Annotated in this window: 11 protein-coding genes and 1 other RNA gene; 7 read left to right on the forward strand and 5 right to left on the reverse strand. The window is 40.2% G+C overall.

The window, feature by feature from the left end; all coding sequences use genetic code 11:
• Positions 1–63 precede the first annotated feature (63 nt).
• Entirely contained in the window at positions 64–1167 is a 1104-nt protein-coding gene (gene aroC / locus I3249_RS06275; RefSeq protein ID WP_093068921.1) for a chorismate synthase, read from the forward strand.
• A 134-nt stretch (positions 1168–1301) separates the two neighbouring features.
• Here aroC and I3249_RS06280 read toward each other — a convergent pair whose 3' ends face one another.
• From I3249_RS06280 to I3249_RS06295, 4 genes are all read right to left on the reverse strand, one after another.
• On the reverse strand, positions 1302–1502 hold the full coding sequence (locus tag I3249_RS06280) for a hypothetical protein (RefSeq protein ID WP_238069135.1): 201 nt from the start codon (positions 1500–1502) through the stop codon (positions 1302–1304).
• 235 nt (positions 1503–1737) lie between these two features.
• Entirely contained in the window at positions 1738–3495 is a 1758-nt protein-coding gene (creC, locus tag I3249_RS06285) for a two-component system sensor histidine kinase CreC (RefSeq protein WP_238069136.1), read from the reverse strand.
• 16 nt (positions 3496–3511) lie between these two features.
• Positions 3512–4291 carry a response regulator gene (locus I3249_RS06290; RefSeq protein ID WP_238069137.1) on the reverse strand — a complete coding sequence of 260 codons (780 nt, stop codon included), beginning with the start codon at positions 4289–4291 and terminating at the stop codon, positions 3512–3514.
• Between the two features lie 232 nt (positions 4292–4523).
• Positions 4524–5894, reverse strand: coding sequence for a glycerophosphodiester phosphodiesterase family protein (locus I3249_RS06295; RefSeq protein WP_238069138.1), 1371 nt, complete (start codon positions 5892–5894; stop codon positions 4524–4526).
• A gap of 397 nt (positions 5895–6291) precedes the next feature.
• Here I3249_RS06295 and I3249_RS06300 point away from each other — a divergent pair, with 397 nt between their 5' ends.
• From I3249_RS06300 to I3249_RS06315, 4 genes are all read left to right on the forward strand, one after another.
• Complete coding sequence (locus I3249_RS06300; protein WP_238069139.1) at positions 6292–6963, forward strand: dienelactone hydrolase family protein; 672 nt, start codon at positions 6292–6294, stop codon at positions 6961–6963.
• 85 nt (positions 6964–7048) lie between these two features.
• Positions 7049–7407: a transfer-messenger RNA gene (ssrA, locus tag I3249_RS06305) on the forward strand.
• Positions 7408–7699: 292 nt separating this feature from the next.
• On the forward strand, positions 7700–9328 hold the full coding sequence (locus I3249_RS06310; protein WP_238069140.1) for a long-chain-fatty-acid--CoA ligase: 1629 nt from the start codon (positions 7700–7702) through the stop codon (positions 9326–9328).
• A 679-nt stretch (positions 9329–10007) separates the two neighbouring features.
• Positions 10008–12209, forward strand: coding sequence for an ESPR-type extended signal peptide-containing protein (locus tag I3249_RS06315; protein WP_238069141.1), 2202 nt, complete (start codon positions 10008–10010; stop codon positions 12207–12209).
• A gap of 1376 nt (positions 12210–13585) precedes the next feature.
• Here I3249_RS06315 and I3249_RS06320 read toward each other — a convergent pair.
• A complete protein-coding gene (locus I3249_RS06320) occupies positions 13586–14707 on the reverse strand; it encodes a hypothetical protein (RefSeq protein ID WP_238069143.1) in 1122 nt (373 codons plus the stop codon).
• Positions 14708–15121: 414 nt separating this feature from the next.
• Between I3249_RS06320 and I3249_RS06325 the strand changes: the two genes are divergently transcribed.
• Together I3249_RS06325 and I3249_RS06330 are read left to right on the forward strand one after the other, a co-directional pair.
• Entirely contained in the window at positions 15122–16060 is a 939-nt protein-coding gene (locus I3249_RS06325) for an inovirus-type Gp2 protein (protein ID WP_238069145.1), read from the forward strand.
• 329 nt (positions 16061–16389) lie between these two features.
• Entirely contained in the window at positions 16390–16848 is a 459-nt protein-coding gene (locus I3249_RS06330) for a hypothetical protein (protein ID WP_238069146.1), read from the forward strand.
• Positions 16849–16904 lie beyond the last annotated feature (56 nt).

The raw sequence follows: 16904 nt of genomic DNA on the forward strand, positions 1-16904 counted from the left end.
CATAAGTGGCATGAGTGATTGGTCAAATAGTCATCAGTAGCGTTTACTTGTTTAAGGACAGTTATGGCAGGCAATAGTATTGGGCAGGTTTTTACGGTCACCACTTGCGGTGAGTCACATGGCGCAGGCCTTATGGCCATCGTTGATGGCGTACCACCAGGTTTAGCATTATCTGCAGACGACCTACAAGTAGATTTGGATCGTCGCAAACCGGGTACGTCTAAGTATTCAACCCAGCGCCGTGAGTCTGATGAAGTTGAGATTATCTCTGGCGTATTTGAAGGCAAAACCACAGGTACGTCTATCGGTTTATTGATTCGCAATACCAATCAAAAATCTAAAGACTATAGCGATATCAAAGATACTTTCCGTCCTGGACACGCTGACTATACTTATAGTATGAAATATGGCTTCCGTGACTATCGCGGTGGCGGTCGCTCGTCAGCGCGTGAGACGGCTATGCGAGTGGCTGCTGGTGCTATCGCCAAGAAATACTTGCAAGAACGTCTGGGTGTACAAATCCGTGGTCACGTGACCCAAATCGGCAATGAGCATAGTAATGTCTTAGACCCAAGCCAAATTGACTGGGAATTTGTAAATAGCAATCCGTTCTTCTGTGCAGACAAAGAAGCGATTGGCCGTTTTGAAACTTTGATTGATAACTTGCGCCGTGAAGGCACTAGCTGTGGCGCGCGCCTTGATATCATTGCGAGCGGTGTGCCAGTAGGCTTAGGTGAGCCAGTATTTGATCGTTTAGATGCAGATATTGCTCATGCGATGATGAGTATCAATGCGGTTAAAGGCGTCGAGATTGGCGATGGGATGGCGGTGGCAGGTCAATTCGGACATAGCGCTCGTGATGAGCTGACGCCAGATGGGTTTGCAGCCAACCATGCTGGCGGTGTCTTGGGCGGTATCTCATCAGGCCAAGATATCCGTGTGAGTATTGCGCTAAAACCAACGTCTAGTATTACCACTGCTGGCAAGAGCATCAACACTCAAGGTGAAGCAGTTGATATGCTGACTAAGGGTCGTCATGATCCTTGCGTTGGTGTGCGTGCTACGCCTATTGCCGAAGCAATGCTAGCGATTGTAGTGCTTGATCATTATCTGCGTCACCGTGGTCAAAACGCGGATGTGAAGCCGCCAGTACAATCGATTACTTAGTATTTTTGTCGTAGAGTAATCAGCCCTTTGTTGTTTCCAGTAGTTTAATACTAGAAATAATAAAAGGCTCTTTTATGTCCAAATAAAATACAGGTGTTACCTAAACACAATTAATGTATTGAGCGAGCAAGATATCAGGCTGCCAGTTGATACTCATCAATAGCCACGCACTGCTGATGTCTAAATACCAATAATAACCGCTGACTAGGAATCGCTAGCCAATGACCAAACTCAATACTATCGACGCCTTGGCTCGTTAATGTTTGTGTACAATGATGACGGCTAAGGCCGATTAGGTTATTGATAATAGGGTTATCCGTTAATTGATGTGACATAGATTTTCTACTCCTCATTTACTTTACGAATTTGAAGGTTCAACAGAACCTAGTGCTATCGTAAAACAAAGAAGTAGAAATCCTGTGTAGTCATGATGGAAAGTTGATGAATCCATATATAGTCATTCCACTATAAAAGTATTACAGCGTTAACCTCGCTTGAAGTATCACATATACATCTGCACTCGGTTGCCTTGTACTACTCTTAAATTGAATCGACTATAAGTTATTATTCTCAAGCTAGTGGTAGGGTGACACTAACCATCACACCAGAACGCTGGCTTTTACTAGTATCAGAGGCTTTATCATCATTGGCATGGATATTATTGAGGGCTACCTGACCACCATGATGTTCAATTACTTGCTTTACTAAGGTGAGTCCAAGGCCCGTGCCTTTTTTAAGCGTATTACTACTATGGTCAGTTTGCCTCAGCTCAGTTGTTGGATATACCGAGTCTGTATTTAAGTTATTGCTGTCTGTTTGAGATGATGGTTGGTCTTGATGAGACAAGCTAAAGTAACGCTCAAATGCTTTGGCTATAGCATAATCAGGCAATAGCTTTCCATCATTAAATATATCGATGGTTACCGTTCGCGCTGTGCTGTGCAACGAGATATCAACAGTGTTATCAGCAAAATGAATGGCATTATCAAGCACATTTTGCAGTACTTGTATTAACCAAAATTGGTCAGCATACACGCTGGTCGATGCCAGTACTTCTACTGGCAAGTTTGCAGTATTGTTCACATTCTTATTATCAATATGTATATCGATAGGGTATAGATTCTGCTGTTGCTGCTTGGCTGTATTATCTCTGATCAGACTTTGCAAAAGCGGTAATAGGGGAGTCAATTGTCGGTTGAGCTTAAAGGTAGGCTGTTCTACTTTAGCAAGCAACAGAAGTCGGTCGATGAGCTGTTGCATTTTTACACTTTGCTCACCAACCGTCTCAATGAGCATCTGCCGATCTTCATCATCTAGTTTATTGCCATCTAGTCCATCGTCCTCTAACAGCTCACTACTGGCACGTATGGCAGTCAAAGGGCTTTTTAGCTCGTGGGTCAAAGTATGGACATAATCAGTGACGTAAGCACGGTTTTCGAGTCGATGCTTCATAGTCTCGATGGTATCTGTCAGGCTATTTAATTCATGACCTAGATAGAAATAGGGCTTTTTGGTGTCTTCTGCCAATGCACTGGTATATTGAGTCACTAAGGTAATACTTTGCTTAAGCCACCATGCTACTAGACCTGCCAGTATAAGGGCGGCGATACTGATAAGTAGTGCGGTGATAAGCATGCGGTTACGAGTGTCATCTAAATAAGGCAATACGCTAGCGACAGGCTTACCGACACTGACCACGCCAATGATATCTCCAGACGGATTTTTGATGGGCTGAGCCACATACATGACTGAACCATCGCGCCGCTGATAATCTCGCAGCGTGCTTCTTGCGCCGTATTGTCCTTTTAACGTGAGATAGACATCGTTCCAGCGTCCATAGTTCTGCCCTTCATTATTATCAGGTTTGGGCAGGGAGTCGTAAATGACTATGCCGCTACTGTCTGTCACATACACGCGAAAGCTACTGTAGCTTTTGGTTTGATCGACAGGACTGAGCGTTTCATTCATCGCTGGCATGCCGACAAATGCAGCATCAAGTTGCGCTTGATATTCCTCGTCATATAACTGTCCTGTAGATAACGGCACCTGTAGACTGGCCGCGAGTAATTTACTGGTGTCTAAGAGCGTGTCTTCGATGACTTGTTGCGCGGTTGGCTTGACGTAGCCAAACAATTGAGTAAACACGACCACGCCGCATATGACGAGCACCAACGCAACGGCTAGCCAAATTCTAAAAAATATACTTAAATTGAGCAGTCGTTTGCGTTTAGGGGCTTGCTGAGCAGTACCAATAGGATGCAGTTTGGCATACCAATTACTTTGGTCGTTATGAATAGCATTTTCAGCAGGATTGGTTTTATTATTCATAAACTAGCAGCCACTGTTAAGCGGGACATAATGCGTAACCCAGTCCGCGATGCGTATGGATGACATCGATATTCACATCTACCATAGCAAGCTGTTTACGAATTGATTTGATATGACTATCTATCGTGCGTGCCAAACGGTGGTCAGGATAGTCGCTTACTGCGCTAAGTAATTGCTCACGGCTAAAGACTTGCTGCGGTGCTTGTAATAGTGTCAGCAAAATTTTGCGTTCTGTATTACTAAGCTCAAGCTTTTGCTCTTGCCACGTTAATGAATAGTTGAGCGGTTGATAATGCCAAACACCAGATTGGTTCTCAAACGTTAATGCTTGTCCTGATAGATTATTCGAGGAAGTAGTATCAGTACTGTTATCTGAGTTTATGGTATGAGAGCCTGACTGTTGAATCAGCTGTTCACGTCGCCAAATGGCTTTTAAACGCGCGACCAACTCACGTGGACTAAAGGGTTTGGCGCAATAGTCGTCACCGCCCATCTCCAATCCCAAAATACGATCGACCTCATCGCTACGTGCTGTCAAAAACACGATAGGCAAATCTTTTAAGGCGTCGATATCAGGTGTGTGACGTATTTGCTGACATAGGCTCAAGCCGTCACCATCTGGCAGACCGACATCCATAATGATCGCCGACAGATCTTGTGCTTCATAACTATGCAGCATGGGTAACACACTACTGGCATTATCCAACCAAGTTATTTGCCAACCTTCGCGCTTGCAGGTGACCTTGAGTGACATCGCGATCGCAGGATCATCTTCTACCAGTAAAATATGGGTCATAGTCTCTACATCGTCTTATAAGCTTAATAAATTATCGTAGCACAAAACAGCAGACTGCTCTTGCTGCCACGAGTTAAATGGTGTGAAAAGTTAATGGAAAAATAAGATATTAAGTGGACGGTTTGCGATGTGACCATTTTGATACATTTAACAAAAAGGCCAGCTCAATGGGTAAGCTGGCCTTGATAACGAAGATTAAGCATGGTTGTTTATTAATAGACTAAGCGAAAACCTATTTAAGACCTTTGCAGTTGGCATAGTAGCTCACTGTAGCGGGCCAATCTGAAAAAATACCTTGGACACCGACGTCCTGCGCTAGTACGTCAATATAATTCATCATATCACCATCATTGTTGATAGCATCACCAAGACCACTATAGTACCAATCGCCACCATCGGTTAATGGTCCTGAACGCTCTATCGACCAAGTAATAATTTTTAGACCATTGGCTTTGGCTTGTTTTGCGTATTCTGATGGTTGCATATTTCCTTTACCATCAGTAGTGACTAACAACCAAAGTGCTGGTGCAATGGTGTTGATGCCACGTGCTTTGATATCAGCCAATGAGTGCTTCCATGTGGCTGCGTCATCTTTATCAAATGTTTTATCCTTAGCGGTCTCATTGCTGTCATCAATAAGATAAACGGCATTAGCCCCATAAGCTGGCTCGTTTTTGATCCAGTAATCCAGATCTTCTATATTAAATGACTGGGCAAATACATCGCTTGCAGGTACATCCGCTGCCTTATAAGTATCTATCAGCTGTTGGCGGTAATCGTTCAAACGATAGCCATTAAACGGCATGGTCACTGCAGGCGCTTTTAGCTCAGGCGTGTGCTTCATACCTAGCTTGCGTGCCAACGCGATATGCTCCTTTAGAGTTAACACTTTGCCATTTTGCGAGTACAAATCCGTTCGCCAAGGCGCGGTTGCGTTCATATATTCGGTAATGCTGGTTGCTTTTTTATTGGCAGCATCCATCTTACCCGTCAAGGTTTTAAACTGAGCAGCGCTGATATCTGAGGTACGGCATTCGATACTATCGGCATTAGTAAGTTTGCCTTTAGCATCTAATATGGGCGGTACAGTGCATTGGTTTGCTAGCGGCGTGGTTAGAATATTAGTAGTGGTGTGCAAATCGTTTTGGGCATGACGACAGACAAGCTCACCATCATTGGTAAAAGCGACATCACATTCCAAGATGCCAGCACCCATTTGTGCTGACGCCACGTAGCTATCATAAGTATGTTCAGGGAGCTGTAATGGCGCACCTCGATGCGCAATAGAGAAGTCTGTCTTACTTGGCAGTTGCCCCCTGCATGCCTGTAGCTCTTCTTTTAGTGGTCCTTCGTCCATATCGTTTATCAGATAAAACGGACGCACTCCATAGGTATATGCGACAGGTGAGGACAATTGTGGCTGTGATTGTGGTTGCGCTGTCGATAAAGGGGCTTTTGATGTGAGCACTGAGCGGCTGTCAGTAGTGCAGCCTACTATCAATAATGAGCTGATCAGCGTTAAAGGTAAGGCGAGATTAATCTTATTAACTTTAGCCAGCGTGTACTTACTCAGCTCAAGCGCTGATTTATTAGAAATTGTCATGTAAAATGTTCCTGCAAAATTATAAAAAATCCCATCGGTCAGATTGATAGGAATTGAAAAATTAACGTTTGACTATTGGTTGCTACTTGCCAAAAGAAGCAAAAAGTCGTGCATTCTTGTAAGAACTTAGCATTAATGCGGATACAATTGTAGGCACATGTACTAAAGAATAGGCAGCTGACAGTATTTGAGCTTAATAGTACTGAGCTTATCGGTCGTAAAATCATACGTGTCTTCTTATACTGTTCACATTTTTGCTATTGACCATTTAGTACCTCACTATTGACCATACTCTCAAACTAACAGATGATATTGACCATATAATGACACACACATTATTTTGGCAAAAAATATAGAAATGCTTAAGGCATATCTCACTACATTATTAAGGATAACTATGAGTAACTATTTAGACGCCGTCGTCGTTGAGCACAATCCCTCTCAAAAAAAGATAGATCGCGCGGTGATTTGGCTACACGGCTTAGGTGCTAGCGGTCATGATTTTGAGCCAGTTGTACCGCAGCTTGGGTTGGCTGATGATATGGCAGTACGTTTTATCTTCCCACATGCACCTAAACGCCCAGTCACAGTAAATGGCGGCATGGTGATGCCAGCATGGTACGACATCATAGAGATGAGTCTAGAGCGTAAAGTAGATGTGGCTCAGATTCAAGAGTCTGCTCAGCAGATACAAGATTTGATTAGTCGTGAGATAGAACGCGGCGTGTTACCAGAGCATATCGTTATCGCAGGGTTTTCGCAGGGCGGGGCAGTTGCGTACCATGTGGCACTTGGCTATCCAAAACGTTTGGCTGGCTTGATGACGCTCTCTACCTACTTAGCAACCAATGACAATATTGAGTATAGTGCTGCCAATAAAGATATGCCGATTTTGATTGAGCATGGTTCTCATGATCCAGTTGTGCCTGTCATCCTAGGTGAGCAAGCCCAGCAGTTATTGTCGGCAAAGAACTATAATGTGTCCTACAATACGTATCCGATGGCACATCAAGTCTGTATGCCGCAGATTCAAAATATCGGTAAATGGTTAAACACTGTTTTGGCGTAAATTATTAAGCTGTAACGTAATGTAATGCAGGCTACTTATAGGTTGAAACATAACCGATATCTCCTATATAATAGCCAGTCTTATTGGGGATGTTCTGGCTTCGACGCTGGTGATGAAACTCAATGATGCATGTCGAGAGTGTATGTCCTCTCGTTAATCAAACATATATTGTTATAGTCGCAAACGACGAAACTTACGCTCTAGCAGCTTAAACCCTGCTTACTTAGTTGCTGATCACCTACAGTTGGTTAACTAAGTTGAAGCGTCCGCATGTAGGCTCGCCACAAGTGATTGTCTCAATTGCTTGGGTTCAAAAGTAGAGAATCGTCCAATCCATCCTGACTGTCGGATCGGTGCGGATTAAAACTAAAGACAGAAACTAAACATGTAGATTCATGAGCGTAATGCTGGCGGACGCGGGTTCAACTCCCGCCATCTCCACCAAACATTAAAAATCCGATCACTTAGGTGGTCGGATTTTTTTTGTCTAAATTTTATGGTCAATTAAGCGAGTCATGATGCTAATGAATTTTTGATGAGAAAATAAGAACTATTTATATAGAGTAATCATTACGTCTTTAAAGTTGAATCACAATTTTTTGTTGTCTATGGAGAACATAATATTAACTTGTCTTAAAGAATAATTCTGATTATTCTTAGTTGAAGCCTATTCTTCGCATCAGGCGATGCAGTAGCAAGAATGAGCGGACTTTCAAATAACTACAGGGAATGTATTATGTTAGGAAAAATGATGTATCAGCCATTGCTGATCAGTGGTTTAATCGAACACGCTGCCCGTTATCATGGCGATACGGCGGTTTTGTCCAAAGAAGTCGACGGACAGATGACTCATACCAATTGGCGCACTGTCTCAGATAACTCAAAACGATTGGCCAATGCATTGGCTACACTGAGACTTAAATCATCAGAACGCATAGCAACTTTGGCTTGGAACAATCGTCGTCATTTAGAAGCTTGGTATGCCATTTCAGGTAGTGGCATGGTTTGCCATACTATCAATCCACGTTTGTTCCCCGAGCAGCTTAGCTACATTATCAATGACGCTGATGATCGTGTACTGTTTTTTGATACTACTTTCCTGCCGCTAATCATGGCAATCAAAGAGCATATCAAAGGTGTTGAACACTTCATTTGTCTAAGTGATCGAGATGATAGTGTCGTAGAAAAACTGCCTAATGTACTGTTCTTTGATGAGCTATTAGCAGAAAACTCGACTGACTTTGATTGGCCTCAATTCGATGAAGCAACAGCTAGCTCTTTGTGCTATACATCCGGAACTACCGGTAACCCTAAAGGAATTTTATATACGCATCGCTCTTCTGTGCTACATGCGATGGCGTTATGCATGCCTGATGTCTCTGCGCTCTCTGCACAAGATGTTTTGTTACCCGTAGTACCGATGTTCCATGTCAATGCGTGGGGCACACCTTACGCGGCTGCCTTGACTGGTTGCTCTCTCATACTTCCTGGTCCAAATCTCGATGGTGACAGCCTAGTATCTCTCATTGATGATTGTCATGTCACGGTTGCTCTAGGGGTTCCAACGATTTGGCAAAGTCTATTGACCGCTGCCAAAGCCAGAGGTAGTAAGCTTGATAGTATGACGCGTACCATTGTCGGAGGAGCGGCATGTCCACCATCAGTAATCAAAACGTTCAGAGAGGATTTTAATTGTGATGCAGTACATGGTTGGGGCATGACAGAAACCAGCCCACTTGGAACGATGAATCAAATAAAAGCCAAGCATAAATCGTTGAGTAAAGATGAGATTAATGAGTTGCGTAACTCTCAAGGTCGTCCACCCTACGGCGTTCAGCTACGTCTCATAGATACTGACGAGCCGCTACAGCGAGTCGAAGAAGATGGTATGTCTCAAGGTCGTTTACAGATCAAAGGGCACTGGATCATCAATGATTATTACACAGAGAACCCTGATGCGATAACTGAAGATGGTTGGTTCGACACAGGGGATATTGCAACCATTGATGCCGATGGCTATATGAATATTCGGGATCGCTCAAAAGATTTGATTAAATCTGGTGGGGAGTGGATATCGTCAGTAGAGCTAGAAAACATCGCAGTCGCCCATCCGCAGATAAGAATGGCAGCCGCTATTGCTGCAAAGCATAAAAAATGGAGCGAGCGTCCAGTATTGATTGTGGTGAAAGAACCAGATTCAGAAATCGACGAGTCGCAAGTACTGAGCTTTTACGAAGGTAAAATCGCCAGCTGGCAAATACCCGATAAAGTCATATTTGTAGATAATATTGTGCTGAATGGCGCTGGGAAAATGGTCAAAAAAGACCTGCGTGATGACTATGGCAATGTGTTATTAGGTAGCTGATTTGGCTGTTAAGAGCATAAATTGATAATGCTACTTGCCAAACCAAGTGTGTAATCTAGATAGGTTTTTTAAGAATAGTGGTATAGGTGAGTAGGGCGTTTGAGATGCTCATCATCTATATCGCTTGTCATGATCATTATTTCAAATGAGCACTGACAGGTTAAGGTACATCAGATGCATGGATTGGAATAGATAGAGCAGAACAGTATAGAACGCCAGATACAACAAAACCCCTGATATCAGGGGTTTTGTTGTTCTATAAGATAGTATAGGACTATGTAATGGTACTTTAAAAAGTTGCAAATGATACCAGTTAGAGTAATGTGAATAGCAAGCAAGATTGCAGAGTGGATTAATACAAAAATCGCTGAGCGTTCAGGCTAAAAAATAAACTGCCCTAACTATAAAAGTAAGGCGATGTATTGTTCGACTGCTATTTGAAACTTCATTGCATAGGTTAGTCTAAGCATTAGTCTATTCTTGTATATTGATCAATGCTTGTTTGTGAAAATTCGGTAAGTCTTAGTTTCTGAAAAATCTAAATCAGCTAATATTCATTAAGTTTATGCATAAGAATGAGTAGTAGTAACTTTATTCAAAAAAGAGCATATATTTATTTACAAACTATACCGATATGTTGTTTGATAGTATCAAATTTGTAAGCATACTGGATGGTATCATGAATCATATTTTCAAAAAAGTTTGGAATAAGTCTCTTGGTTGTATAGTTGTAGTGTCAGAAAATGCTAAAAGCGGCGGTAAAACCAACAATATTACGGGCACTATTGCCCGAGTAACTGGTCTGAGCAACTATAAAGTACTCAGCTTAAGCTTAAGAAGCTTGGTGTTAAGTATTGCAGCGGTCAGCGTTACAAATTCGTGGGGTGCAGTTTGTCAGACTAATAGTGGTACCTATGGCAGTACATCAGTAAATCCGTCGCTAGCTTGTGGATACAGAAATACAGCATCCAAGCCATATACTACAGCCATAGGTTCTAACAATGTAGCATCTAATGAGTCTAGTACAGCCGTAGGTTTTAACAATGCAGCATCGGGGGGTGCTAGCAGTGCAGTAGGTGCTAGCAATATAGCATCAGGATTGGCTACCACCGCAGTGGGTTATTATAATAGAGTAAATGCTAATAATAGCACTGCAGTAGGTAATAACAACTTGGTATTATCTGAAAATAGCAGCGTATTTGGCAACAATAGTCAAGCGACCGCAATAGGAGCTACTGCTATTGGTAATAACTCACTGGCTGATGAGGCCAATACTGTCTCTGTGGGTAAGGCAGGAGCAGAAAAGCGCATTACTAATGTAGCAAATGCGACTTTAAGTTCTACTTCAACCGACGCGGTCACGGGTAGGCAGTTATTCTCAGTGGATGCACGCGTAGGAGCGAACGAGACAGCAATTACAGGTCTTGATGGTCGTGTCGTTACCAATACAGAAGATATTATTGATTTAAAATCAGGATTAGGTGGCTTAAGTGCTGGTGCCGTAGTATATGACAGCACTGACAAAGATAGTATATCCTTAGTAGGTATAACTGGAACTAAGATCAGCAATCTGCAAGATGCAGAATTAAATGCCATTTCGACAGAAGCCGTAACTGGTAAGCAGTTATACATTACCAATCAAAATATAAAGAATACCAATGATGCTATAACCACAGCCTTTGGTGGTGGCGCTGGTTTTGACAATGGTGTATTTATAGCTCCAAGCTATAGCATTCAAAATGTTAAGGCCAACAATATTGGTAGTGCTTTTACAGAAGTAGACAGTCAATTAACCTCAATCAAAAGTTCGCTTACTGGCTTAAAAAATTACGTTGATGCACAGGATATCGCTATTTTGTCGACGGCTAATGGCTATACTGATCAAAAATCCTCTGATGCAATCACAGCGGCTAATGGCTACACCGATCAAAAATCCTCTGATGCAGTCACAGCGGCTAATGGCTATACTAATCAAAAATCCTCTGATGCAGTCACAGCGGCTAATGGCTATACCAAAAGTCAGGTAGCAGCTGTACAGCAGAGCCTAGAAGAGCGTAGTCAATATATCAGTATCAATGGCAATAATGCAGTCAATAGTATGCCTACAGGTAATGCAGCAGCAGCTAGTGGTAGCCATGCCATAGCATTAGGTTTAAATACATTAGCTCAAGGCGACCAAACCATTGCTATAGGTGATGGTGCGCAAGCTAGTGGGTTGCAATCTATTAGTATAGGCACAGGGAATAAGGTAACAGGCAATCACTCAGGTGCACTTGGTGACCCTAGCGTGGTGAGCGGAAATGACAGTTATAGTTTAGGAAATAATAATACTGTCTCGGGTGATAATACTTTTGTGGTGGGTAATAATGTCAGTACCTCGGCTACAAATGCCGTAGTATTAGGCAATAACTCTAGCACTAACCGAGATAATACAGTGGCCGTTGGCTCTGCTACTGTTCAACGTCAAATTGTCAATGTAGCTGCGGGTACAGCTGATACTGATGCAGTCAATGTTAGTCAGTTACAGTCTGCACAAAGTAATGCCATTACGACATCACAGACTTATACTGATACTAAGTTTGCTAATTTGAATGATACCTTCTATAACTATGCTTATGAAAATGAACACCGTTTCCAAGAGATCGATGAGCGTTTTGAACGTCAAGGAGCGATGAGTGCTGCGATGTTAAATATGGCGACTAGTACGGCAAGCCTACAGGGTAAAAATCGAGTAGGTGTTGGTTTTGGGGTTCAGGGATCTGAGCAAGCTGTTTCGGTAGGCTATCAGAGAGCTATTAACCCCAATGCTAGCATAAGTCTTGGTGGTGCTTTTACCCAGAAAGAAACCTCTGGTGGTGTAGGCCTAGGTTTTAGCTGGTAAGACTGGGTTAATTTTTAGTTTTTAAAAAACTCATAACCTGATAGAAAAACACCTCATAAGTTGGAAACAGCTTATGAGGTGTTTTTTTATCGCATGCGTGTTGAGCGCCTTTGGTGTGACTTGACCCTTTCGTGCTTTTAGTCAAAGTCTTGGACTGTGAGTGAGTTTTTATCAAAGGTAATCATGTTTAAGTGCATCAACATAGTAGTGGTGATTATGAGAATGTAAAAGAAATAAGTAAAATTATGGTAGGTTATGGAGCCAAGATATATTTAGTGGTTGATTTTCATGGCAATCTTATTACTTTTTTTTATCAAATGGTAATATACTTAATTGATAAAATGGATTCAAGCGACACAGATATTTTATGCACTGATCAGGATTATAATTCTAATGCGCTACAAGCGCATATTAAGTAAGCTGGTTGCTTTGATAACATTCATCATGAACAGAGCGCTACACTTAGTCGCAAATACTTTTGCTAAATTGAAGAACTATAGAGCAGTTGCAACTGTATTTGACCAGCTCAAATAGAGTTGTGAAAAGACCGTGGCTTATACTTATCTCCTGTTGAACTTATGAATGTTCAACAGACTTTAATAATTATTTTAAGAAATAAGAAGGTAGTATATGATGTCTCAACGAGCTATATATCTTGGCTTCTTCTAGTTGATTGATTAATACTTGTAGCTAAAATATAGTCGATTCAATTTAAAAAAACATAGTACTTCTGGGATAAATTTTACGAAGCCTCTGGAGTGCGACGCGCACAGCAAGCGAGTAAAATTTATCCCAGTAGAAAGCTATCTTGAACGTACCTCTTTTATATTGAACTGACTATGTATTTGCGCATCTGCTCTAAACTATCAAAATATTCTCACATAAAATATTTTTCTTTAATTCTTCATAGTTGATGTTAGTGATAGCTCTTCATAGTCAAATTAGATTTCACAGGCACGTGAAAACGATACGTTTGTTTTTTGAATGAGCAAGAGATAGGTAGCGATAAGCCCAAGACTTAGTACCGTTAGGTCTAACCGTGAGATAAAGCATGGATTGGGATAGATAGAGCAGGACAGTATAGAACAGCTAAAGCCCCTGATATCAGGGGCTTTAGCTGTTCTATAAGATAGTATAGGACTATGTAATGGTACCCGGAGCCGGAACGGTAACATGTAATTAAGTGCCTGATAAATATAGGTAAATACCTATATTTATAATTTAGTACACTTGTGAGTATACTTAAGATTTGTTTTTCAGTTTTATAATTTAAGAGTAACTAAATATTATTACTTGAAGAGGTTTTAGTATAACACAAGCTATGAACGTAATACGGTACGGCAGAAGCTGTTGATAGACTTGTAACACGTATGAGGTTAGTCTGAAGCACCGCCTTGATTTAATGCTTTAGTATTATTTACAATGAGCTCATCATACATTGCCTCTATCGAATTATTGATAAACTGATTCGCTGTAAATCCACTGAAAGCCATCAATGCTTCTAATTTTGATTGGTTTGATTTATACACTTTTATCTTGCCATCGCTCACTTTACTTTTGACTTCATAACTTTTTTGACCATCCCATGCTTTTTTCATGCTGTACAGTGTGTAGCTTCTTAGAGAGAAACCTTTATTATTTTTAGTGCCTATATTAGAACTCTTAACGTTAGACAGCACGTCTAAACTTGCAAGTATAAGCTCGTATTTCTCTTCAAGATTCTGGGGGAAAAAGACCTTATTCAAAATAATATGTTGTCGATTTTCATTACTAAGGTACTTGTAAATCCAGTTGATCTGTTGAGCGTTAGTAGCATCTATCCAATCAATATCATCCTCGTAATCTAAACGATTCTTAAAATAAGCACTTTTAACAGATAGTATATCTACTGTTTTCCATTCACCTTGACGTTCAATAGTTAATGAATATGTAGGCATGTTTTTTGCATAATTAACAATAAATACGTGAATGTTATAGCGTAAGAAATTAGCGACGTCATCAAGGAGTTCATCTCTACCTTTAAAAGCTTTAATCTGCATCCATTCGCCTAACAGATGGGCTATAAATAGTGAGCAACGCAGATCATTTTTAAACCAACCTAAGTATTCCTCAGGTAGCAGATTATTAATTTTATAAGTAATCAACTCGTTAAATTTTACCAGAGGATTGTCGCAGTTTTTCAGATACATGATAAGCATATTTTTATAATCATCTGTATCTAACGATATATTTTCCCAACTTCTGCTTATCAAAAAGTTCTTAATATATAAAAGCGATTTAGCATCAAGGTCATCCATCTTGGTCAAAGAGGTATAGAATTCTTTAACCAAGGTTGTCCTAGATTGGCATGCTCTTATAAACTCATCCGTCACATATCTTAAGACTTTAGAACGAGAATAGACTATCGATGACTCGCTAAAAATTGGTATTACTTGATTATCGTAAAATACTGTTGCTGGATAAACATTATTAACTGTTGGTGGTAACTCGTTAGCCATAATGAAAAACACCTTGTTTATAATTAGAAATATTCTAATAAATAGTTATTAAAACAATAGTAAGGCCATACTATTTATCTAGTATATTTCTAGAAAAATATTACAAGAAATCCTTTGAATTTATAGCTTTTCAGTCTACCAGCTGAAAACAGCCGTTATTTAGTATAATCTGATTTTATACTTAACTCTATCTTTTTAAATTGTCTCGACCTAGCAGCAAATTCATTGCAATTTGGAGTGTAATGAATCTGCTGAGGCGCAGCTGATCTTTGTCTTCTTAGCGGGTAATATATAATATACAAATAATATAATAAGCTGATCACAAAGATCAGCTTATTCAATCATATATTCTCTTAACTAATATTTTACATATTCTCCTAGTCATATGAACTAAATACCTATAGGAGAAATATTATGAATAGCTGCTACCCATCAGAAGGAAAGGTGCTGACAGAAGTTGATCAGTTAATGATTCTTATTTTAAATAATAAAATCAAAAGTAGTCATCTAGATCCATTATTAACCTACTTATATCCAACTATGATGTATTACTACAATCATGATATTGAATACACAGAAACAATAAAATGGTTCGTAGCTGTTGGGCAGCTACTCAAGGGTAAATACGAAATGTGGGAAGTAACTTGGGATCAGCAATCAACTGATGCCTTTATATATGAAACTCAAAAGTATCTACCTGAGCACCGTCTTAATCGAAAAGCTTTTTTACTACAAGAAAAACGAAATACAAATACTCTTCAAGAGTATTTGACACAACTATTAGAGCACTATTCACGTTTGCTCGTGATCAGAATAGATTTGCAGTATCAAGTTAAATACAGCGGTCAGATTAGTGTCAGCGATTTTGAAATGCATATGAAAGTGTTAAGAGAGCGTATGAGCAATCAGAAGAGCTGTTTCAGGGCACTTGAAGGATTTGCTTGGTCACTTGAACAAGGATATAAACAAACTGACAAACATGATAGTAAAGGAAGTTTGCATTGTCACTTGCTGCTTTTGTATGACGGTTCAAAAAAAGATAATGGTTATTGCGTTGGTCGTAGCGTTGGTGAGAAGTGGGTGTCTATAACTGATGGGCAAGGAAGTTACTTCAATTGCAATGATCCTAAGTATTTTAACCAGTTCAAAGAGGAAGGTACACTTGGTATAGAAATGACACGTAGAAAAGATTCTGACAAAGTTCAAAATACCATTAATACAGCCTCGTATCTCACCACAAAAAAGGACAAGTATGAGCAGCGTCTTAAAGCAAAGCTTCCCAACATGCGTACCTTTGGTCATGGCACTTATCGTAATACAAAGCGTCGAGGCCTACCACCGATAGCTAACTAATTTCGTGTATACACTAAAATAATAAATAGATTACTGTAATCGTTTTAGATTGTAGCTTTATCAAAAATGATATTGGTCAAACTATTAAACTTTACGAGATTATCATCGAGTGTAATGATAATAGTTGTGACATATCAGAGAGTATTAATGTATAAATACTCTCTAGTAAAATAGAACCAAATTTATGTATAGAAGAGTTTCAATGACTCTTCTATACATAAGCAATCATAGTCAATTTGGATTGTAGTAAAAATCAACAAGAAATTTACATATAAGACACTACTCTAGACTACTCACATATGCCATACATTAGATATTAAGGATCAATAATGACAAACAACAGGTTGTTAGTGTTTATAGCAGTTGTGCTATCAGTTTTAACCATAGCTGTGATATGGGTAGGTATAACTGTTTTTAAATCACAAGAGCCTACTACTGAGCAAGACAATGTAACTTCAGAAATTAAAGAAGTGATAGTGCCAGAAGATAGTCTACAGGATGAGATGCTAATAGAAGAGCCTTTGCAAAACGTGGAAAATATAGAAATCAGTGAAGATAGAGTAGTTGAAAATGTTGAAATTGAAGACGATGAGTATGTTTCAGCTGGTACGGGTGTTCTCTATGATGAGACAGATGATTATCATCCAGCGACTGGAGAACCACTATATTGGGTGGATGGGGTCGAAGTAACAGCTAAGCAATGGTATGAGGCAACTGGGGGCGCGGAAGAAGGAAGGTCTAGTTTAGAAGAAATTGAAGAGATGAGGCGTGGTGGCTCACCCTATTAATTTGATAGAGAATATATTAACAATCGTAAAATAATTTCAAATACATACTACTTTTG

This window comes from Psychrobacter sp. Ps1, assembly GCF_022129425.1.
Lineage (GTDB): Bacteria > Pseudomonadota > Gammaproteobacteria > Pseudomonadales > Moraxellaceae > Psychrobacter.